22 protein-coding genes and 1 riboswitch are annotated in these 20519 nt (G+C 61.7%); of the genes, 15 read left to right on the top strand and 7 right to left on the bottom strand.

The window, feature by feature from the left end; all coding sequences use genetic code 11:
* Positions 1–94 precede the first annotated feature (94 nt).
* Positions 95–655 carry a YqgE/AlgH family protein gene (locus tag AC2A1F_RS17855; RefSeq protein ID WP_484210126.1) on the top strand — a complete coding sequence of 187 codons (561 nt, stop codon included), beginning with the start codon at positions 95–97 and terminating at the stop codon, positions 653–655.
* Positions 656–903: 248 nt separating this feature from the next.
* On the opposite strand, the gene bfr is transcribed toward AC2A1F_RS17855, so the two are convergent.
* The gene (gene bfr, locus AC2A1F_RS17850; protein WP_484210125.1) at positions 904–1383 is read right to left on the bottom strand and encodes a bacterioferritin; all 480 of its coding nucleotides are present in this window, start codon (positions 1381–1383) and stop codon (positions 904–906) included.
* Between the two features lie 151 nt (positions 1384–1534).
* Positions 1535–1711, bottom strand: coding sequence for a (2Fe-2S)-binding protein (locus AC2A1F_RS17845; protein WP_484210124.1), 177 nt, complete (start codon positions 1709–1711; stop codon positions 1535–1537).
* 126 nt (positions 1712–1837) lie between these two features.
* Positions 1838–1954, top strand: a riboswitch (SAM-I-IV-variant riboswitch).
* Between the two features lie 48 nt (positions 1955–2002).
* On the opposite strand from AC2A1F_RS17845, the gene AC2A1F_RS17840 reads away from it, so the two are divergent.
* The 14 genes from AC2A1F_RS17840 (at position 2003) to AC2A1F_RS17775 (ending at position 16532) form a co-directional block, all read left to right on the top strand.
* Positions 2003–2908: a homoserine O-succinyltransferase gene (locus AC2A1F_RS17840; protein WP_484210142.1), complete on the top strand. Its 906-nt coding sequence runs from the start codon at positions 2003–2005 to the stop codon at positions 2906–2908.
* A gap of 126 nt (positions 2909–3034) precedes the next feature.
* Positions 3035–3235, top strand: coding sequence for a 50S ribosomal protein L35 (rpmI, locus tag AC2A1F_RS17835; protein ID WP_292631524.1), 201 nt, complete (start codon positions 3035–3037; stop codon positions 3233–3235).
* A 14-nt stretch (positions 3236–3249) separates the two neighbouring features.
* The gene (gene rplT, locus AC2A1F_RS17830; RefSeq protein WP_292631344.1) at positions 3250–3609 is read left to right on the top strand and encodes a 50S ribosomal protein L20; all 360 of its coding nucleotides are present in this window, start codon (positions 3250–3252) and stop codon (positions 3607–3609) included.
* A gap of 215 nt (positions 3610–3824) precedes the next feature.
* The gene (locus tag AC2A1F_RS17825) at positions 3825–4634 is read left to right on the top strand and encodes a helix-turn-helix domain-containing protein (protein ID WP_484210123.1); all 810 of its coding nucleotides are present in this window, start codon (positions 3825–3827) and stop codon (positions 4632–4634) included.
* Between the two features lie 55 nt (positions 4635–4689).
* Positions 4690–5790, top strand: coding sequence for a phenylalanine--tRNA ligase subunit alpha (gene pheS / locus AC2A1F_RS17820; protein WP_484210122.1), 1101 nt, complete (start codon positions 4690–4692; stop codon positions 5788–5790).
* Positions 5787–8210, top strand: a complete 2424-nt coding sequence (gene pheT, locus AC2A1F_RS17815; protein WP_484210121.1) for a phenylalanine--tRNA ligase subunit beta — start codon at positions 5787–5789, stop codon at positions 8208–8210. The genes pheS and pheT overlap by 4 nt, the downstream gene beginning before the upstream one ends.
* Complete coding sequence (locus AC2A1F_RS17810) at positions 8207–9091, top strand: aldose 1-epimerase family protein (protein ID WP_484210120.1); 885 nt, start codon at positions 8207–8209, stop codon at positions 9089–9091. The genes pheT and AC2A1F_RS17810 overlap by 4 nt, the downstream gene beginning before the upstream one ends.
* A gap of 10 nt (positions 9092–9101) precedes the next feature.
* Complete coding sequence (locus tag AC2A1F_RS17805; protein WP_484210119.1) at positions 9102–10634, top strand: peptide chain release factor 3; 1533 nt, start codon at positions 9102–9104, stop codon at positions 10632–10634.
* A gap of 46 nt (positions 10635–10680) precedes the next feature.
* Positions 10681–11553: an alpha/beta fold hydrolase gene (locus tag AC2A1F_RS17800; RefSeq protein WP_484210118.1), complete on the top strand. Its 873-nt coding sequence runs from the start codon at positions 10681–10683 to the stop codon at positions 11551–11553.
* The gene (locus AC2A1F_RS17795; RefSeq protein WP_484210141.1) at positions 11553–12275 is read left to right on the top strand and encodes an endonuclease/exonuclease/phosphatase family protein; all 723 of its coding nucleotides are present in this window, start codon (positions 11553–11555) and stop codon (positions 12273–12275) included. Before AC2A1F_RS17800 ends, AC2A1F_RS17795 begins: the two co-directional genes overlap by 1 nt.
* A gap of 210 nt (positions 12276–12485) precedes the next feature.
* Positions 12486–12824 carry a P-II family nitrogen regulator gene (locus AC2A1F_RS17790; protein WP_054107869.1) on the top strand — a complete coding sequence of 113 codons (339 nt, stop codon included), beginning with the start codon at positions 12486–12488 and terminating at the stop codon, positions 12822–12824.
* Positions 12825–12859: 35 nt separating this feature from the next.
* Positions 12860–14278 (top strand): ammonium transporter, encoded by a 1419-nt coding sequence (locus tag AC2A1F_RS17785; protein ID WP_484210117.1) that lies wholly within the window; start codon positions 12860–12862, stop codon positions 14276–14278.
* A 212-nt stretch (positions 14279–14490) separates the two neighbouring features.
* Positions 14491–15609 carry a histidinol-phosphate transaminase gene (gene hisC / locus AC2A1F_RS17780; protein ID WP_484210116.1) on the top strand — a complete coding sequence of 373 codons (1119 nt, stop codon included), beginning with the start codon at positions 14491–14493 and terminating at the stop codon, positions 15607–15609.
* A complete protein-coding gene (locus AC2A1F_RS17775; RefSeq protein ID WP_484210115.1) occupies positions 15606–16532 on the top strand; it encodes a prephenate/arogenate dehydrogenase family protein in 927 nt (308 codons plus the stop codon). Before hisC ends, AC2A1F_RS17775 begins: the two co-directional genes overlap by 4 nt.
* Before the next feature lie 9 nt (positions 16533–16541).
* Here the strand turns inward: AC2A1F_RS17775 and AC2A1F_RS17770 are convergent, their stop codons facing one another.
* The 5 genes from AC2A1F_RS17770 to ftsE all read right to left on the bottom strand — a co-directional run bounded on the left by AC2A1F_RS17770 (position 16542) and on the right by ftsE (position 20508).
* Complete coding sequence (locus AC2A1F_RS17770) at positions 16542–17309, bottom strand: class I SAM-dependent methyltransferase (protein WP_484210114.1); 768 nt, start codon at positions 17307–17309, stop codon at positions 16542–16544.
* 192 nt (positions 17310–17501) lie between these two features.
* Positions 17502–18227 (bottom strand): lysophospholipid acyltransferase family protein, encoded by a 726-nt coding sequence (locus tag AC2A1F_RS17765; RefSeq protein WP_484210113.1) that lies wholly within the window; start codon positions 18225–18227, stop codon positions 17502–17504.
* Positions 18227–18775: a YdcF family protein gene (locus tag AC2A1F_RS17760; RefSeq protein ID WP_484210112.1), complete on the bottom strand. Its 549-nt coding sequence runs from the start codon at positions 18773–18775 to the stop codon at positions 18227–18229. The genes AC2A1F_RS17765 and AC2A1F_RS17760 overlap by 1 nt, the downstream gene beginning before the upstream one ends.
* 51 nt (positions 18776–18826) lie before the next feature.
* On the bottom strand, positions 18827–19762 hold the full coding sequence (locus AC2A1F_RS17755; protein ID WP_484210111.1) for a cell division protein FtsX: 936 nt from the start codon (positions 19760–19762) through the stop codon (positions 18827–18829).
* Entirely contained in the window at positions 19759–20508 is a 750-nt protein-coding gene (gene ftsE / locus AC2A1F_RS17750; protein WP_484210110.1) for a cell division ATP-binding protein FtsE, read from the bottom strand. The genes AC2A1F_RS17755 and ftsE overlap by 4 nt, the downstream gene beginning before the upstream one ends.
* Positions 20509–20519: the final 11 nt, after the last annotated feature.

Genomic DNA, 20519 nt, shown 5'->3' with positions numbered 1-20519 from the left:
CGGTTGTTGGGCGTTGGTGAAGACGGGTGACACCTTGATGCACGGCCAATTGATCCTCTGGCAGGCAGCGCAAGCCGTCCCTATCTCTGACCTTATGAGTGAAGCGGAATATCTGAGCGGCCGGTTGCTGCTGGCGATGCCGGGCATGGGCGATGCGCGGTTCGATCACGCGGTGATCGCCATGTGCGTGCACGATGAACATGGCGCGCTGGGCATCGGCATTGGCGCGGTGCGCGAAGGGGTGACATTGCACGGGCTGCTAGCCGATATCGGCATCGATCCCGGCGTTGCGCCCGATGTGCCGGTGCTGGATGGCGGCCCGGTGGAAACGGCGCGTGGCTTTGTGTTGCACACCAATGATTGGGGCGGGGAGGGCAGCGTGACGGTGAACCCGCTGTGCCAGCTGTCTGCCTCGCTCGATGTGCTGCGCGCGATTGCCGAAGGGCGTGGGCCAGCCAAGTTTCTGGTAGCGCTGGGTTATGCCGGATGGGCCGGGGGTCAGCTTGAAGGCGAGATGCGCCACCATGGCTGGTATGCGGCCAAGGGCCATCCCGAAGTGCTGTTCGGCACACCTACGGGCAGGCGCTGGACTCAGGCGTGGAAGCGCGAGGGCATCGATCCGGCGCATCTGGCGGGGCAGACGGGGAGGGCTTGAGTGGCGGTATAGCGTGGGCGCTAACCCCTAATTCGTCATCCCGGGCTTGACCCGGGATCCCGCTTTTTCTTCGAGGTCGCTGAAGGGTAGCGGGACCCCGGGTCAAGCCCGGGGTGACGTGGTTATATAACGTCTGCACGCACTTAAAAACCCGCTCACCCTGAGCTTGTCGAAGGGTGCTCGCGCTGTGCCGGATTTTTCGACAGGCTCAGCATGAGCGGGTTTTTGGGATTACATGTGGGCTTTGATCAGCTCTCGGCCGCCTCGCTGTTGAGCTGGATGTAGTTGGCGATCCCCATGCGTTCGATCATGTCGAACTGCTTTTCGATCACATCGACATGCTCTTCCTCGCTTTCGAGGATCTTGGCGAAGAGATCGCGGCTGACGAAATCGCGCACGCTTTCGCAATGGGCGATGGCATCTTTCAGCAGGGGCAGCGCATCCATTTCGAGCGCGAGGTCGGCCTTGAGGATTTCTTCCACCGATTCGCCCACGCGCAAGCGGCCGAGCGCCTGAAAATTGGGCAGGCCATCGAGGAACAGGATGCGATCGGCCAGCAGATCAGCGTGCTTCATTTCGTCGATCGATTCGTGGCGTTCGTACTCGGCCAGTTTCTTGACGCCCCAGTTGGCCAGCAGGCGATAATGCAGCCAGTACTGGTTGATGGCGGTTAGCTCGTTAAGCAGGGCCTTGTTGAGATATTCGATTACTGTGGCGTCGCCCTTCATCTTGAACACTTTCTGTAAACAGGACAATGATGAGGGATTAGGCGCACAAATAGCGTTCGCCAAGCGCGAACGACTCGCACGGGCTGGCAATCTTTCATTACAAATCAACTAGTAATGCGAACGCTTTGCTTTTCAGCAAGGGCGCAATTTTTCAGGCAACTGCGCAGGCGCGCTCGTCGGCGATGATGTCATCGGCATCTTCGAGGCACTGGCGGCACTGGGGGCGATAACCCATTTTGCCGTAGATATCTTCGGCCCCACCGGCAACGCATCGAGCGGCGGCACGGATGTCTTTTTCGCGGATGGCATTGCAGATGCAGATGAACATGCGGGCAATCCTTCAGCAGATGATCTTGCCAATGATTCGCAGTAATAATGCGACTAGATCGCAATAGCAAGGCTAATTGCACTGCGCGGCAGACGTTGCAAACCTGCGGGCGTCGCTCTACATATCCCAGCACATCGAGAGTTGGGGTGACGCCCCAACGCCAACCTGCCGATCCGGGCAAGGTGGTACCTGATCCAGCGATGGAGAAGGGATGTGGCCGATCCGGCAATCAAACGGACACGGACACTTCAAGGCGTCACCCTGAAAAGGTTGAAGAAAGACGCAAAGACCGTGCCGATCAGAATTGCCGACAACCTGCCCGCCCGCCGCACGCTGGAAGCCGAAGGCGTGATAGTGATGAGCGAAACCGAAGCCGCGCGCCAGGACATCCGCCCGATGCGGATCGCGCTGCTCAACCTGATGCCCGACAAGATCACCACCGAAACGCAGATCGCGCGGCTGTTGGGCGCAACCCCGCTGCAGGTGGAACTGGAGCTGCTGCGCATTTCCGATCACGTGAGCAAGAACACTTCGGCGGGGCATATCTCGGCGTTCTATCGCCCGTGGGAGGATGTGAAACCTGAGAAGTTCGACGGGCTAATCGTAACCGGCGCGCCGGTGGAGACGATCGGGTTTGAGGATGTGAGTTACTGGGACGAATTGCGGCGCATCTTCGATTGGTCGCAGACCAATGCGCATCGCACGCTGTCAATCTGCTGGGGCGCGATGGCGGCGTTGCATCATTATCATGGCGTGGAAAAGCACATGCTGGCCACCAAGGCTTCGGGCGTGTTCCGCCACCGCAATCATGCCCCGGCCAGCCCGCTGATGCGGGGGTTGCCTGATGTGTTCGACGTGCCGGTATCGCGCTGGGCCGAAGTGCGGCGCGAGGACTTGCCTGAGGGGCGGGGCTTGACCGTGCTGGCCGACAGTGCGGAGACGGGCCTGTGCCTTATCGACGATCCGGCCACGCGCACGCTGCACATGTTCAACCATCTGGAATACGATACGCTGACGCTGGCGGGGGAATATGCGCGCGATGAAGCGGGCTATCTGCCGCAGCACTATTTCCCCGGCGATGACCCGCAGAGCCAGCCTGCCAACACCTGGCGCGGGCATGGGCACCTGCTTTATGGCAACTGGGTGAACGCGGTGTATCAGACCACGCCTTATGATGTGGCGGATATCGGAATCTGAAGCGCAACTTGCATTTGTGACGGGCTTCGCCTAACGGCCCGTCCTTCAACCGACACGGATTCGATGATCGGCCTGGCCACAAGGGCTGCCAAGGCGGATCGGACGCGTCGTAATCAGGAGACGAAAATGCCCAAGATGAAGACGAAGAGCGGCGTGAAAAAGCGCTTCAAGCTCACCGCCACCGGCAAGGTGAAGCATGGGGTGGTTGGCAAGCGCCACCGCCTGATGAGCCATAACGCCAAGTACATCCGCCAGAACCGCGGCACCGACGTGATTTCCGATGCAGATGCAAAGGTGATCAAGAAGTGGGCGCCCTACGGGCTGTAAGGAGCACCTGAGTTATGAGTCGTATCAAGCGTGGTGTAACCACCAAAGCCAAGCACAAGAGGATTTTGGATCAGGCGAAGGGCTATCGCGGCCGTCGCAAGAACACGATCCGCGTCGCCCGTCAGGCCGTTGAAAAGGCCGGACAGTATGCCTATCGCGACCGCAAGGTAAAGAAGCGCAGCTTCCGCGCCCTGTGGATCCAGCGTATCAACGCTGCGGTGCGCGCCGAAGGCCTGACCTATTCGCAGTTCATCCACGGCACCAAGCTGGCCGGGATCGAACTGGACCGCAAGACGATGGCCGACCTCGCCATGAACGAGGGCGCGATCTTCACAACGGTGATCGCACAAGCCAAGGCTGCGCTGCCGGCTTAAGGCTGGTTGCGATCCTTGCACCTGAAAAAGGGGCGGGTTTCTTCGGAAATCCGCCCCTTTTTGGTTGCGACTCGTGCAAGTGCGCTGCAATGTGTCTCGGATACTTACGAGAAACACATAAGCGGGGCGCTCAACACTTGACCGGGGACTGCACAGTCCGGGTTCGATTCCATCGGCCACCTGCGCCGCTGGCCCGCTATTTCACGACCTTTTACGTGACCGAGCTCACCGTTCCCGATGGTGGACGCGTGACCGACCATCTCCATCCCGAATGGGCAAATTTGCGCGTCTACTCCGGCGATTTCCCCGATTCCCGGTTGCCGGGACAGCCGGTTCTGGCCGGAAGCCTTGCCAACTTTACCGGGCCGACCAGTGCTGCGCTGGAATTCACGGTCGGCACATCGCGCATCTGGGGGATTGGCATTCTACCACTGGGCTGGGCGCGGTTTATCGGAAGGCCGGCCAAGGACCATGCGGATGCGATCTATCCCGCGGCTGGCCCAGCATTCCTAGCGCATCTCCGGCCGCTGATTACAAGCCTGTTCGGGCCCGAGCCGGATGAAGAGGCCGAGCTGGCGCGAATCAGCAGCTTTTTCCTGAGCGCGTTGGCAGCAGGGCCGAACGAGGACGATCAGCGCATCATTGCTTGCCACACGGCGCTGCTCGATCCCGAAATCGCGACCGTGGCCGAGATGGCAGAGGCGGCACGGCTGCCAGCACATACGCTGGAACGGGTCTGTCGCCGCCACTTCGGCTTTGCGCCGCGGCTGCTGCTGCGTCGCCAGCGCTTCATGCGCTCTCTGGTGCAATACCTGCTCGATCCCTCGCTCCACTGGATCGGCGCGATCGACAGCCATTATCATGATCAGGCCCAGTTCGTGCGCGACTTTCACCGCTTCATGGGGATGAGCCCCAGCGAATATGCCTCCACCCCCAAGCCGATCCTGACAGAGGTGATGCGGGCGCGGCACGAGTTCATGGGCAGCGCGGTGCAGGCGCTGCATTCTCCGGTTCCCCAAGGGTGAGCGCGCGCAACTCCCCACTTTGATTTTGGCGCATTTGGCGCTAGCGGCTGCGCGCATGGAAAACCTTGATCAACAGCAGGCCGAAACGATAAGCGCCATTGCAGCGGCGGCCACGCCCGAAGCGGTGGAGGCGATCCGCGTTGCGGCCCTTGGCAAGCAGGGCTGGGTCAGCGCGCTGCTAAAATCGCTGGGCGGGATGACGCCCGACCAGCGGCAGAGCGAAGGGCCGAAAATCCACGCCGCGCGCGAAGCTGTGACGGCAGCGCTGGCGGAGCGCAAGGCCGCGCTGGAAAGCGCAGTGCTTGAAGCGCGGTTGGCGGCTGAGACGGTTGACCTGTCGCTGCCTGCGCCAGAGGCTCCGCGCGGGTCGGTCCACCCGGTTTCGCAAGTAATGGACGAACTGGCCGAAATATTCGCCGACATGGGTTTTGCCGTGGCGAGCGGGCCGGAGATCGAGGACGACTGGCACAATTTCACCGCGCTCAACATGCCCGAAACGCACCCGGCGCGCGCGATGCACGATACGTTTTATTTCCCGGACAAGGATGCGCAAGGCCGCGACATGCTGCTGCGCACGCACACCTCGCCGGTACAGATCCGTTCGATGCTGAAAGAAGGAGCGCCGCTGCGCATCATCGCGCCGGGGCGGGTCTACCGTTCGGACTCGGACGCAACGCACACGCCGATGTTCCACCAGATCGAAGGCCTTGTGATCGACAAGGGCATTCATCTGGGCCACCTGAAGTGGACGCTGGAGACTTTCCTGAAGGCTTTCTTCGAGCGCGAGGACATCACCCTGCGCCTGCGCCCGAGTTACTTCCCGTTCACCGAACCTTCGGTCGAAGTGGACGTTGGCTACACCCTCATCAACGGCAAGCGTGTGGTCGGCGGCAGCGGCGATGCCGCGAACGGCGGCTGGATGGAAGTGCTGGGCAGCGGCATGGTCAACCGCAAGGTCATTGAATTTGGCGGGCTGGACCCGGATGAATGGCAGGGCTTTGCCTTTGGCACCGGTGTGGACCGCCTTGCCATGCTGAAATACGGCTTGGACGATCTGCGCGCCTTCTTTGATGGCGATGCGCGGTGGCTGGGCCACTATGGCTTTGGCGCGCTCGACGTGCCTACCCTTTCAGGCGGTGTGGGAGTGCGCGCATGAAGTTCTCCCTCTCATGGTTGCAGTCGGTGCTCGATACCAAGGCCGATGCCCGTACCATCGCTGAAAAGCTGACCTCGCTGGGACTGGAGATCGAAGGCGTCGAAGATGCCTCGGCGGCGCTGACGAAGTTCCGCGTGGCGCGCGTGCTGAGCGCGGACAAGCACCCCCAGGCCGACAAGCTGCAAGTGCTCTCGGTCGATCTGGGGGACGGCACCCCGCTGCAGGTCGTGTGCGGTGCGCCCAATGCGCGTGCGGGGATGATCGGCGTGCTGGGCCTGCCCGGTGCGGTGGTTCCCGCCAATGGCATGGAACTCAGGAAGTCGGCCATTCGCGGCGTTGAATCCAACGGCATGATGTGTTCCACGCGCGAATTGTGCCTGGGCGAGGATCATGACGGGATCATCGAACTGCCCGAAGATGCGCCGATCGGCACCAGCTTTGCCGATTACGTGGGCTCTGATCCGGTGTTCGATGTGGCGATCACGCCCAACCGGCCCGATTGCATGGGCGTTTACGGCATTGCCCGCGATCTGGCGGCGGCTGGCCTTGGCGTGCTGAAGCCGATTGCGGCGCAGCCGGTGGCGGGCACCTTCCCTTGCCCGGTCGAAGTGCGCACCGACGATCCTGAAGGATGCCCTGCGTTCTATGGCCGGGTCATTCGCGGGGTGAAGAATGGCCCCAGCCCGAAGTGGCTGCAGGACTTCCTGAAGAGCGCAGGCCAGCGTCCGATTTCGGCGCTGGTGGACGCGACCAACTTTGTGATGCTGGGCTATGGCCGTCCGGCGCACGCCTATGATCTGGCCAAGCTGAACGGCGCGGTGGTTGCCCGCAAGGCACGGGAGGGCGAAAGCTGCCTTGCGCTCAACGGCAAGGAATATGCGCTGGCCCCGTTCATGACGGTGATTGCCGATGACAGCGGCGTGCATGACATTGCCGGGATCATGGGTGGCGAACATTCGGGCTGCACCGACGATACCACCGACGTGCTGCTGGAAGTGGCCTACTTCAATCCGCCAAGCATCGCACGCACCGGCCAGGCGCTGGCGCTGGCATCGGACGCGCGCGGGCGGTTTGAGCGCGGGGTGGACCCTGCTTTCCTTGATACCGGCATGGACCTGCTGACCGCGCTGATCCTTGAGATTTGCGGCGGTGAAGCCAGCGAAGTGGTGCGTGCCGGAGAGCCGCCAGTGGCGCGCAAGAGCGTGGCCTATAACACAACGCTGGCAGGAAGCCTTGGCGGCGTTGATGTGGGCGCGGGCGAGCAAAAGCGCATTCTGACCGCGCTGGGCTTTGGCGTGGGCGACGAGTGGTCGGTTACCGTGCCGACATGGCGGCCCGATGTGGATGGTGCGCCCGATATCGTTGAGGAAGTGATCCGCGTTCATGGGCTGGACGCGGTGCCTTCCACACCGCTGCCGCGCGCAGATGGCGTGGCCAAGCCGACTGCTACGCCAGTCCAGATGCTGGAACGGCGCGTGCGTCGTTCGGCTGCTGCGCGGGGGCTGAACGAGGCGATTACGTGGTCGTTTTTGCCTGAAGCGCAGGCCGATCATTTTGTCCTTCGACACGCCGCTGACGCGGCTGCTCAGGATGAGCGGGATCAATTGTGGAGCCTTGCCAATCCGATCTCTGAAGACCTGAAGGTCATGCGGCCTTCGCTGCTGCCGGGGCTGCTTTCGGCGGCGCAGCGCAATCTGCACCGTGGTGCGGCTTCGGTGCGGCTGTTCGAGATTGGCCGCCGCTATCTGCGCGGTGAGGGCGGGGCGAGTGACGAGAGGCTGAGCCTTGCCATGGTGCTGGCAGGCGACAGCACGCCGCGTGGCTGGGCAACTGGAAAGGCCAAGCCGTTCGATGCGTTCGATGCCAAGGCCGAAGCGCTGGCTTTGCTGGCTGAGGCGGGCGCGCCGGTTGATAACCTGCAGGTCATGGGGGAAGCGGGAGCGCAGTTCCATCCCGGCCAGTCGGCCACGCTGCGATTGGGGCCAAAGACAGTGCTGGCGCGGTTCGGCATGTTGCACCCTTCAACTGCCAAGGCTTTTGATCTTGATGGCCCGGTGGCCGTGGTTGAGCTGTTCCTAGACCGGATTCCGGCGAAGAAGAGTGCGGGCACGTTTGCCCGTCCGCACTTTGCGCCGCCTGCACTGCAAGCCGTGACGCGCGACTTTGCATTTCTGGTTGATGCCGCGCTGCCTGCGGGCGATCTGCTGCGCGCGGTCAAGGGTGCCGACAAGCAGGCGATCACCGCTGCGCGCATCTTTGACGATTTTCGGGGGCAGGGCGTGCCCGAGGGGCAGAAGAGCCTGGCCATCGAAGTGACGCTGCAGCCGGTCGAAAAGTCGTTCGATGAAGCCGCATTGAAGGCGATTGCTGACAAGGTGGTTGCCGCAGCGGCCAAGCAAGGGGCAGTGCTTCGCGGATGAGCGACGATCTGGTCACGATCACCAATGGCGAACTGACCGCGCGGATCAATCCGTTCGGCGCGGAACTTTGGTCGCTGACCGATGCGGACGGCCGCGAATACATGACCGATGCCGACCCGGCGTTCTGGGGCGGGCATGCGCCGCTGCTGTTCCCGATTGTCGGGGCGCTGGTGGACGATACGCTGCGGATCGATGGGCAGGCTTATACGATGCCCAAGCATGGTTTCGCCCGCCGTAGCGCCTTTGCACCGGTTCATGCCGAAGGGGCCGGGGCGCGGTTTCGGCTGACCGATTCGCCTGCTACGCGCGCGGTCTATCCGTTCGGCTTCGTACTGGAGGTGGCCTACCGCATCGTCGGGATGACCCTGCATACCGACGTCAGCGTGTTCAATCCGAACGCGGAGCCGCTGCCTTTCAGCTTCGGTTTCCATCCAGCCTTTGCCTGGCCGCTGCCGGGCGGGGCGGATAAGCACGCGCACAAGCTGGTTTTTGCGGCTGATGAGGAGCCTGTGCTGCGACAGGTTGCGCCCGGCACCGGGGTGCTGCTTCCGGCCACGGTGCCCAGCCCGGTTCAGGGGCGCGAGCTTGCGCTGCACGAAGACCTGTTCCGCGCTGATGCGCTGATCTGGGAGCGGACGGGGAGTAACGCGCTGTCCTATGGCGCGAAGGGTGGAAGCCAGCTTGACTTTAGCTTCCCCGACACGACCTCGCTGGGCGTGTGGCAGGTGCCCGGTGCGCGCTATATCTGCATTGAGCCTTGGCAGGGGCATTCGGACCCGCAGGGCTTTACTGGCGATTTCCGCGAAAAGCGCGGCGTTGTGCTGCTCCCCCCGCGCGAAACCCGCAGCTTCCGCATGGACGTAAGCGTGCAGCCGCGCTAACCGCGCCTTCATGTCCAATCGCCGCACCTTTGCCATCATTTCGCACCCGGACGCCGGGAAGACCACACTGACCGAAAAGCTGCTGTTGCAAGGTGGCGCGATCCATCTGGCGGGCGAGGTCAAGGCGCGAGGGCAGGCGCGGCGGGCGCGGTCTGATTGGATGAAGATCGAGCAGCAGCGCGGGATTTCGGTCACGTCGTCGGTGATGACGTTCCAGAAGGATGGCATCGTCTTCAACCTGCTGGATACGCCGGGTCACGAAGACTTTTCCGAAGACACCTATCGCACGCTGACCGCAGTCGATTCGGCGATCATGGTGATCGACGCGGCCAAGGGCATCGAGCCGCAGACGCGCAAGCTGTTCGAGGTCTGCCGGTTGCGCTCGGTGCCGATCATCACGTTTGTGAACAAGGTGGATCGCGAAGGCCGCAGCGTGTTCGAAACGCTCGATGAAGTGGCCGATGCGCTGGCGCTCGATGTGGTGCCAATGTCATGGCCCATCGGCATGGGCGGCGTGTTTCAGGGCGTGATGAGCTTTGCCGATGAAACCATCGCGCGGCCTGAAGGCGACAGCCGCGAATTTCTGGGCAAGATCGAATCCGCTCCGTATGCCTCTGGCGCTATCCCAGCCGACATTGCCGAGGAGATCGAACTCGCCCGTGCAGGCTACCCCGAATTCGATATTGAGGCCTATCGCAATGGCGATCTGACGCCGGTCTATTTCGGATCGGCGCTCAAGAACTTTGGCGTGGTGGACCTGATCGACGCGATTGCCAAGTTCGCCCCGCCGCCGCGCCCGCAATCGTCGAGCGTGGGCACCGTGGACCCCGAGCGCGCGGATGTGACCGGTTTCATCTTCAAGGTGCAGGCCAACATGGACCCGCAGCACCGCGACCGCATTGCCTTCATGCGCATGGTTTCGGGCACATTCAAGCGCGGTATGAAGCTGACGCCTTCGGGCAGCGGCAAGGCGATTGCGGTGCATTCGCCGATCCTGTTCTTTGCGCAGGACCGCGAGATTGCCGATACTGCCGAGGCGGGCGACATCATCGGCATCCCGAACCACGGCACCCTGCGCGTGGGCGATACGCTTTCGGAAAAGAACGATCTGCGCTTTACCGGCTTGCCCAACTTCGCGCCGGAAATCCTGCGCCGCGTGGTGCTGAAAGATCCGACCAAGACCAAGCAATTGCGCAAGGCGCTCGATGACCTTTCGGAAGAGGGCGTGATTCAGGTGTTCTACCCGGAGATCGGTTCACAATGGATCGTCGGCGTGGTGGGACAGCTGCAGTTGGACGTGCTCGTTTCGCGGCTTGAGGCGGAATACAAGGTTGAAGCGGTGCTCGAACCATCGCCGTTCGATACCGCGCGCTGGGTGAAGGGCAGTGATACGGCGCTGAAATCGTTCACCGATTTCAACATGTCGAACCTTGCCAAGGACCGTGATGGCGATCCGGTGTTTATGGCCCGATCAGCCTGGGATGTGGGATACCAGCAGGAGCGCAATCCCGAGCTCGTGTTCTCTGCCACCAAGGAAAGGTGACGTTGCGGGGTTGAAACCGCGCTCCATCCGGCGCAGTTACCGGCCCATGCAGTTACTCGGTCCCACTTCGAACACCTTCATCTCGCAACGCCTGCGGCTCCATTATGTGGACTGGGGCAATGCGGACAAGCCACCGCTCCTGCTGGTCCACGGCGGGCGCGATCATTGCCGTTCGTGGGACTGGACCGCCGAAGCCCTGCGCGAAGACTGGCACATCATCGCGATGGACCACCGGGGCCACGGGGACAGCCAGTGGACGCAGGATGGCAATTACCGCACGATGGATCTGGTCTATGACGTGGCGCAGCTGATCCACCAGCTGGACCTTGCGCCCGTCACCATCGTTTCGCATTCGTGGGGCGCCAACACCAGCCTTCGTTATGCCGGGTTGTTCCCGGAAAACGTGCGCAAGATCGTAGCGATCGAGGGGCTGTTCCCCACGCCTGACCGCGAAGCGTTGATGAAGAATGTTCCATTCGCGCGACGGGTGCGCGAATTCATCGTGGAAAAGCGCAAGGCGGCAGGCCGCCTTCCGCGCCGCTATCCAACGCTGGAAGACGCCTATGCGCGCATGAAGGGGGAGAACCCCTATCTGACCGATGTGCAGGCACGCCACCTGACGCTACACGGCATCAACCGCAACGAGGACGGCACGTTCAGCTGGAAATTCGATCCGCATCTGAACGTGGACGGCGCGCCCTATGACATCAGCATCGAACAGCGCAACGAGCTGTGGAAGGCGATTACCTGTCCCACGCTGCTGTTGAACGGGGCGGATTCCTGGGCCGGAAACCCTGAGCGCAACGGCATGGCAGACCATTTCCGCAATGCCGAGGTGGTTGAGTTCGAAAACGCTGGGCATTGGGTCCACCATGACCAGTTCGACAAGTTCATTGCGACATTGAAGGATTTTCTCTGATTCAGGGCACGAAGCTTAAGGTCGCCAGCTACAACATCCACAAGGGTGTAGGCCTGGACCGGCGGCGGGATCCTGAGCGCATCCTTACCGTGCTGCGCGAGATCGACGCGGATGTGATTGCTCTGCAGGAGGCGGATCGCCGCTTTGGCCTGCGTGAGGCGGTGATTCCGCGTGCCACGCTAGATGACCACAGTCCGTGGGTTGTGGTTGAACCGGGCCACTATGACAGCGCGCGTACGGCGGCTAGCATGGGCTGGCACGGCAATGCGCTGTTGGTGCGGCGCGGGATCGAGATTGTTGATGCCTGTGCCGTTCCTCTACCCACGCTGGAGCCACGCGGCGCGGTTTGCGTCACGCTGAGGATCGGCGGCGAATTGCTGCGCGTTGTCGGCATGCATCTTGACCTGTCGGGCCTGCGTCGCCGCCAGCAGGTGCGCACGGTCTGCGATCATTTGGGGGCCTACGATGTTGCAGGCCATGCCGTGATGATGGGCGATCTTAACGAATGGTCAGTGAGCGGTGGAGCGCTCTCGGCCTTTGCGCCGCCGCTGCGCGTGCTGGCACCGGGCCGCAGCTTTCCGGCGCGCCGTCCGCTGGCGCAGTTGGACCGGATCGTGGTGAGCCAGAATGTTACTGTCGAAGCGGTCGGCGTTCATCACAGCGCGCTGGCGGCCGTGGGATCGGATCATCTGCCTGTATGGGCTACGCTGAGCCTGCCGTGATTTGAGGCAGGCAGTGCTGCTTAAAAATTAGGCAAAACCCCGGCCATGCACAAGATTCGGGCGCATGAAGCGGCCCAAGCAGCAATCCGGTTCCCGTAGAGCTTCCTATTAACAGGCCGATCCGCAGATTTTCGGATTTGGCACGCCCTTTGCTTAACACTTCATGCCGGCAGGTCGTCCGGCGTGAGGGCAACGAAAAAGGGGGCATGAATGAAATTCATCATCGCCATCATCAAGCCGTTCAAGCTGGACGAAGTGCGTGAAGCACTGTCGGCGCTTGGCGTGGCTGGGATGACGGTGTCGGAGGTGAAGGGATTTGGTCGGCAAAAAGGGCAGACCGAAATTTACCGTGGCGCCGAATATTCGACGAACATGCTGCCGAAGGTGAAGATCGAAATCGCTGCCAGCGACGATCTTGCGCCGCAGATCGTGGAAACGATCCAGCAGGCCGCCAGCACCGAAGCCATCGGTGACGGCAAGGTGTTCGTGCTCGATCTCGCATCGGCCACCCGCATCCGCACTGGCGAAACCGGGGATACCGCGCTGTGAGCGCGCCTTCCATTTCCGACCTTAGGGGAACCAACATGATCCGTAAGATGATCTGTGGCTTGGCGGGAACGGGCGCTTCGCTCTTCGCTGCCACTGCTACTTTTGCCCAGGACGGGCCAATCAAGGCTCCGACCGTTGAACAGATGGCCGGCATGGTCAATAAGGGCGATACGACCTGGATGCTGATTTCGTCAGCCCTCGTCCTGATGATGAGCGTTCCGGCGCTCGCGCTGTTCTACGGCGGCCTTGTTCGCACCAAGAACATGCTCTCGGTGCTGATGCAGGTCTTCATGATCGTTTCGGTCGCTGCACTCGTCTGGGTGAGCTGGGGCTATTCGATGGCCTTCACCAGCGGCGGCCCATTTGTCGGCGGTTTCTCGAAGATGTTCCTGCAGGGCGTGGATGCCACGACATATGCGGCAACCTTCTCGAACAACGTCTACATCCCTGAATATGCCTTCGTCATCTTCCAGATGACCTTCGCCTGCATCACACCGGCGCTGATCGTTGGTGCCTTTGCTGAGCGCGTGAAGTTCTCGGCGCTGATGGTGTTCACCGTTCTGTGGCTGACGGCGATCTACTTCCCGATGGCGCACATGGTATGGTACTGGGCTGGCCCGGACTTCCTGCCCGATGCACCGACCGATGCCGGTTTCCTGTGGGCCATGGGCGCGCTGGACTTTGCTGGCGGCACCGTTGTTCACATCAACGCCGGTATTGCAGGCCTCGTGGGCTGCATCATGATCGGCAAGCGCGTGGGCTTTGGCAAGGAAGCCACTCCGCCGCACTCGCTGACCATGACCATGATTGGCGCTTCGCTGCTGTGGGTGGGCTGGTTCGGCTTCAACGCTGGCTCTAACCTTGAAGCCAACGGCGTAACCGCAGTTGCCTTCATCAACACTTTCGTCGCCACTGCCGCCGCCGCCGTATCTTGGGCGATTGTCGAGCAGCTTCACCACGGCAAGCCGTCGATGCTGGGCGCTGCAACAGGTGCCGTCGCTGGCCTTGTTGCCATCACGCCGGCTTCGGGTCTTGGCGCTCCGATGACCTCGATCGTCCTCGGCCTTGTCGTCTCGCCCATCTGCTACCTCTTCGTCAGCACGCTGAAGAACAAGCTCAAGTATGATGACACGCTTGATGTGTTCGGCGTCCACGGGGTTGGCGGTATCGTTGGCGCCATCGCCACTGGCATCGTCGCGGCTCCTTCGCTCGGCGGCCAGGGTGTGTTCGATTACACCGTGTTCCCAGCAGGTTTCGACGCTGACAGCTACAGCATCGGCACCCAGGTGATGACGCAGATCAAGGCGGTCCTGTTCACCGTGGTGTTCTCGGGCGTCGGTTCGGCCATCCTGTTCTTCATCGTCGACAAGACCATCGGTCTGCGTCCCAGCGAAGAATCGGAGCGCGAAGGCCTCGACATCTCCGAACACGGCGAACGCGCTTACAACTACTGATCGGCCTGCGCCGATTGGCAACTACTGAGTTTAACCGAATTGGCGGGGTGGGAGTACCGGATCCTCTCCCTCTCAAACCCTCACCCCGCCAAACCTTGTTCCTCCTGCGAACAGACTAAGGCCGGAAGCGCTAGCCCGCTTCCGGCCCTTTTTTTGATCATGCCCAGCCGTCCGCTTGCCGGGAACCCGCGCAATCCCTAAGGCGCAGAGCCATGGCACACGCACCGCAAATCCCATCCGCCCCGCAACCGAAAAGCTGGATCACGGGCATTCACGCCTATGTCCCCGGCAAATCGACCGGCAAGGACGGGCAGGCGCTGATCAAGCTGTCGGCCAATGAAAACCCGCTTGGCACCAGTGCCGCCGCGCTGGCGGCGCGCGCCCACGCGGGCGATCCTGCGGTCTATCCCGATCCTGACAGCACCGCGCTGCGCACTGCCATTGCGCAAGTCCACGGCCTTGATGCGGCGCGGGTGGTCATGGGCACCGGATCGGACGAACTGCTCAATCTGGCGGCGCAAGCCTATGCCGGGCCGGGCGATGAAGTGATCTATGTGCGCTATGGCTTTTCGGTCTATGATATCGCCGCGCGCCGCTGTGGCGCGACGCCGGTGGTTGCCCCCGACGCCGATTATGGCACCGATGTCGATGCGCTGCTGGCCTGCGTGACCGAACGGACGCGCGTGGTGTTCCTTGCCAACCCCAACAATCCCACCGGCAGTTGGCTTCCCCGGGCAGAGATTGCGCGCCTGCATGCAGGCTTGCGCCCCGATATCCTGCTGGTGCTGGATGGCGCCTATGCCGAATATGTTGCGCCTGAACAGGATGATGGCGCGCTGGAGCTGGCGACTAGCGCCCAGAACGTGCTGGCCACGCGGACTTTTTCCAAGATCTATGGCCTTGCCGGTGAACGTATCGGCTGGGGCACCGGACACCCGGCCATTGTCGATATGCTCAACCGCATTCGTGGGCCCTTCAACGTCTCGCTTAGCGCTCAGGCCAGTGGCCTTGCCGCCGTGCAGGATCAGGCCTTCGTCGAAGCCTCACGCGCCCACAACGCGCAAGAACGCGCGCGTTTTGTCGAGCGGCTGGAAGCGCTGGGCAACCACGGCGTGCGGCCCTTGCCCAGTCAGGCCAACTTCGTGCTGATCCTCTTCGAAGGCGCATTGACGGCGGAGCAGGTCTATAACGGCCTGATGGACCACGGCTATATCACGCGCTGGCTGTCGGGGCAGGGCCTTCCGCAAGGCTTGCGCATCACAATCGGCACGGCGGCGCAGATGGACCAGATTGCCGATGCCATTGTCCAGATGTGCGAAGCCGCAAAATGATCGCCGCGCCGTTCAGCCAGATCACCATTGTGGGCCTTGGCCTGCTGGGAGGGTCGATCGGCCATGCAGTGCAGGCCTATCTGCCCGGAACGCACGTCGTCGGCTATGACGCTGATCCGCAAGTCCGCACGGTTGCGCGCAGCCTGAACCTTGCCCACCGTATTGCCGACAGCGCCGAAGATGCGGCCGCAGGGTCAGACCTCGTGATCTTTTGTGTGCCGGTGGGCGCAATGGGCGTTGCTGCCCGCGCAATTGCGCCAGGCCTTTCAAAGGAAGCGCTGGTCAGCGATGTCGGCTCGTCCAAGGCGACCGTCGCGGCGGCCTTGGCCGAAGCGCTGCCCGGCCACCACGTAATTCCCGCGCATCCCGTGGCAGGGACCGAGCGTAGCGGGCCAGACGCGGGCTTTGCCGCGCTGTTTCGCAACCGCTGGTGCATCGTCACTCCGCCTGTTGATGCTGATCCGGCGCTCAGCGCGCGCCTCGTGGCCTTCTGGGAAGCGCTGGGCGCGCGGGTGGAAGTGATGGACGCGGATCATCATGACAAGGTACTGGCCGTCACCAGCCACCTGCCGCACCTGATCGCCTATACCATCGTCGGCACTGCATCCGATCTTGAAACGGTGACGCAGAGCGAAGTCATCAAGTACTCCGCCGGGGGTTTCCGCGATTTCACCCGCATCGCTGCATCAGACCCCACGATGTGGCGCGACGTGTTCCTGACCAACCGCGAAGCCGTCCTCGAAATGCTCCAGCGCTTCACCGAAGACCTGACCGAACTGCAAAAAGCCATCCGCAAAGGCGACGGCGACACGCTATTCGACCACTTCACTCGCACCCGCGCGATCCGGCGAGGGATTATCGAGATGGGTCAGGATGATGCGCGACCTGATTTCGGGCGCAGCGATCACAGCCGATCTTCCTGATCGGTCTGTTTACTGCCTTGCGGCCCAACGCTTTTTCTGAGGCACAAAGGCATTGGCCAAATGCCCGAAACCGATTTCGGCTGATTTCTGGTAAATGATCCGGTTCAAAAAACTTTGCTCTATTGAAACGATATCTCTTCCCAGAAACTGGAAAACGTCTGTGCCGGTACCGGCCCAATATGAAGAATTCTTCAGGAAGTTGAAGTAATTTTCATAAAAATCAACGGTGGTAACGTATAGTTTGGCTCTGGTGATTGCAAAAGGCACAATCTTATCACTATTTTCTTCAAGAAAACGAATGATCCCTACGCTTAGATCGGGATACTGTGCGTTCATGAAATCATCAAAAGCAATAACTCCATTGGCGCTTAATGTGGATAGCGCCAGATTTGCGTCATTTTTGATGTGATGAAGTTCGTGTCCGCCATCAATACTAAAGAACCGGATCGGCCCACATTCCTGCAAGACATCCTTCGCGTTCAAATCCAAAGAGCTTCCCGCAAAAAGCTGTGCGAACTGGGACAGGTTCTGGTCTTCAAGGACTTTCTCGACATAGGCCTTCTGCCCGGAAATGTCGAACAGGTCATAACCGTAAACCTTCGAGCCGCGTAACTTTGCATCCTGCGCAAGAAGCGAAAGGGACCGCCCATAAAAAACGCCAATCTCGGCAAGGGAGCCATGCCACGATTGAGAATTCTGGAACTCCAGAACTCGGGCGAAAACCATTGCATCAACGGGATGCATGAATCCACGCACGCGGTAAAGTTTGTGATCCACGTATTGTTGAAACATTGGTTCAACTGCTCACTTTATAAAGCTTTTGTTGCTGGGCCATAGAAATCATCAAGTGCCGAAGCCGTCAAATGCTTATTTTTCAAGAGTGGGCGTTTTCGTCTTTTTTTGGGAGACTGCAGAAGGTTTTCGCATCCTGTCAAGAATTCGTATGTTACTGTATTGGTGTAGTATTGGCTATCCATCACGCTCTGATATGAGCTTGCGTTCCCCATTCAACGCATTGATCGCCGCTTCCACCCGTGCCTCGATCGCCTCGCGGGGCAATCCCGCCGGGATCTCCTCGGCGAAGCGGTAGCGGATGGTGCCGGGTTGTTTCCATGTGCGGTGGTAAAGCGGGCCGCTGTCCACCGCCACCGGGATCACCGGCAGGCGCAGCAGCTTGTAGATGCCGGCAAAGCCTGCCTGCAACTGGCCCGGGGTGCCGTGCGGGGTGCGGGTGCCTTCGGGGAAGATGATCAGCGGTCGGTCTTCGGCGATCAGGCGGCGCGCTTCGGACAGCATCGTGCGTAGCGCCTTGGCGCCTGCCTCACGCTCAACGCCGATCAAGCCAAAGTTGCGCCCGGCCACGCCCCAGCCGGGAATGGCCAGCAGCTCTGCTTTGGCAAACACGACCGGCAGATGGAACAGCCAGGGCATATCAATCGCTTCAAAGAACGATTCATGGCGGATGGCATAGAGCACGCCGGGTTTGAACACCGGGCTTTCCAGTTCCACCCGGATTCCCAGCAGCACACGACAGCATGCCCGGTGCCACCCGCTCCACCCGCGCACGATCGCGCGGAACAGGGCGCGGTGGATGGACATGGTGAGCAGCGTGCCGGTGACGAACAATACCGAACCACCATAGAACGCGATGTAGAACGCAATACTGCGCGGCACTGAGAGCATTTTGCGGATCATTACCAGCCAACCATCCACGCGACCAAACGTGCCACCAGTTTGTTGTATTCGATGAACAGGGTCCGAAAGCTGGGCTGCGATGGCACGGCATCGCGGATGATAATCAGGTTGCTGGGAGCCTGCGCAGCCAGATCGAAGGCAGCGCGGCGCATATGCCAGTCGGTCGTCACCAGCCGCACGGACCGCAGCTTGTTTTGCCCGATCCAGCGGACGGTTTCGACGGCATTGCTGCGCGTATCCACCGCATCATAGCCCAAGGTGACGCAGCAGGCCATCATCCGGTCGGGCACCTTGTATTCCACCGCAAACTCGCGCGGGCGCACTTCGCGGTCCACGCCTGAGACGAGCAGGCGCTTTGCCCTGCCCTTGCGCACCACATCCAGCGCGTGGGGGATGCGCCCGCCCGCGCCAGTAAGGGCAACCACGCCATCGCTGCGCACCGGTTCCACCACCGGCTGCGGCAGGAATACCGAAAACCACACGAAGCCCAGCGACCAGAAGATCAAGAGCAACGAGAACAACCGCCGGAAGATGCCATGTTTTGTCATAGGGGTTTGGTCATAGGAGCTTGGCCAAAGGGGCCAGATCATACTCCATGCTCACAGCATGCCTTTCAGTGCCTGCAGCACTGAAAGACGCGCGGTCAGCACGGCCAGCAGCACGCCGCCCACCGGGATGCAGCAAATCACCAGCCAGTCCGTCCAGCCAAGGCCGCCCGCGGTCATCATGCCTGATCCCAGCGCCGCGAACTGGCGGGCCAGTAGTGCAGTTGTCACCATGCCCAGCAGCAGCCCGCCGATGCCGCCTGCAGCGGCGTCTACCGCCATCGAACGCTGGAAAATACGGGCAATCTGCGCATCGGTGCCACCCAGCATGTGGACGATCTCTATCGTGCCGCGATGATTGCTCAATGCATTGCGTGATGCCAGCAGCACGGTCGCCACCGTGGCAAAGGCCAGCAGCGCGATCAGGCCACCCGCCAGCCATTGCAGCGCGCCGATGGCTTCGAACACCGGGGCCAGCCAGCTTGCCTGTGCATCTATCCGGGCATCGGGTGCAACCGGGCTTATGCGCGCACGCAGACCATTAATGGCGGTGCTGTCGGCATTGCCCGCCAGCCGCACATCGATCAGCGCGGGCACGGGCAGCGCATTTACATCATCGCCCGCCGTTGTGCCCAGCCACGGCTCCACCAGCGCATCCAGTTCCTTTTGCGGCACCAGCCGGGCCGAGGCGACACCGGGCGCGCCTTGCAGCGCTGCGAGTGCGGCCTGCGCCTGCCGGTCTCGCTCACGCGGGGCGCCGTTGACGATCTGCACAGTCACGCCGCCTGCCACATCGGCGCTGGCCACGCGGGCGGTGTTGCGCAGCGCAAGGCCGCAGGCGCTGGCCACCACGGTCAGCCCGATCATGATTGCGATGACCCAAGGCATCGGCCCTGAAAGTTTGCCCTGCGGCAGCAGGCGGCTTTCGGCACTGGCGCGCTGGCGCCACTCCTCGCGCCGGTTTCCGGTAAGGGCGGCGATAACGTTCATCGCAGAATCAGTTCGGGGCGTTGAGCGGCCGTGGCGCGGCGCGGGGGGTAACGCAAGGCGCCGGTGGGATCGGACAGGCGTCCCTTGTCGAGCCGCATGATCAGCGAATCCGGCACTTTGCGCAGCAGGTGGACATCGTGCGTGGCGACCACCACGGTCGTGCCCAACCGGTTCAGCGCTTCGAACAGGCGCAGCAGCTTTATCGCCATATCGGGATCGACGTTCCCGGTCGGCTCATCAGCCACCAGCATATCGGGCCGCCCGATCACCGCGCGGGCAATCGCCACGCGCTGCTGCTCCCCGCCCGAAAGCGTGGCCGGGCGGGCGTGGCTGCGGTCGCCCAGTTCCACCCAGTCGAGCATGTCAGTCACCGGCTTGACAATATCGCGTTCCGGCACCCCGGCCACGCGCAAGGGCAGGGCCACATTGTCAAAAGCCGAGAGGTGCGGGACCAGCCGGAAGTCCTGAAATATCACGCCCAGGCGGCGGCGGAAGCCGGGCAGGCGGTCTCGCGGCAAGGTGATCGCATCGGTGCCGAACATGCGGATCAGCCCGCGCGAGGGGCGCTGGGCCAGATAAAGCAGCTTGAGCATCGATGTCTTGCCCGCGCCCGATGCGCCAGTCAGAAAGTAAAAACGCCCGGAATACAACGTGAAGCTGACATCGGTCAGCACTTCCTTGTCGGTGCCATAGCGCAGCCCGACATTGTCGAAATGGACGATCTCCGCATCTTCGTTCTGGCTCATAAGGTGGAGAC

This window comes from Novosphingobium sp. HNCC26BN242 (assembly GCF_057180525.1).
Note: the sequence above shows the minus strand (reverse complement) of the source record. Positions and strands in the feature narration are given on the sequence as shown.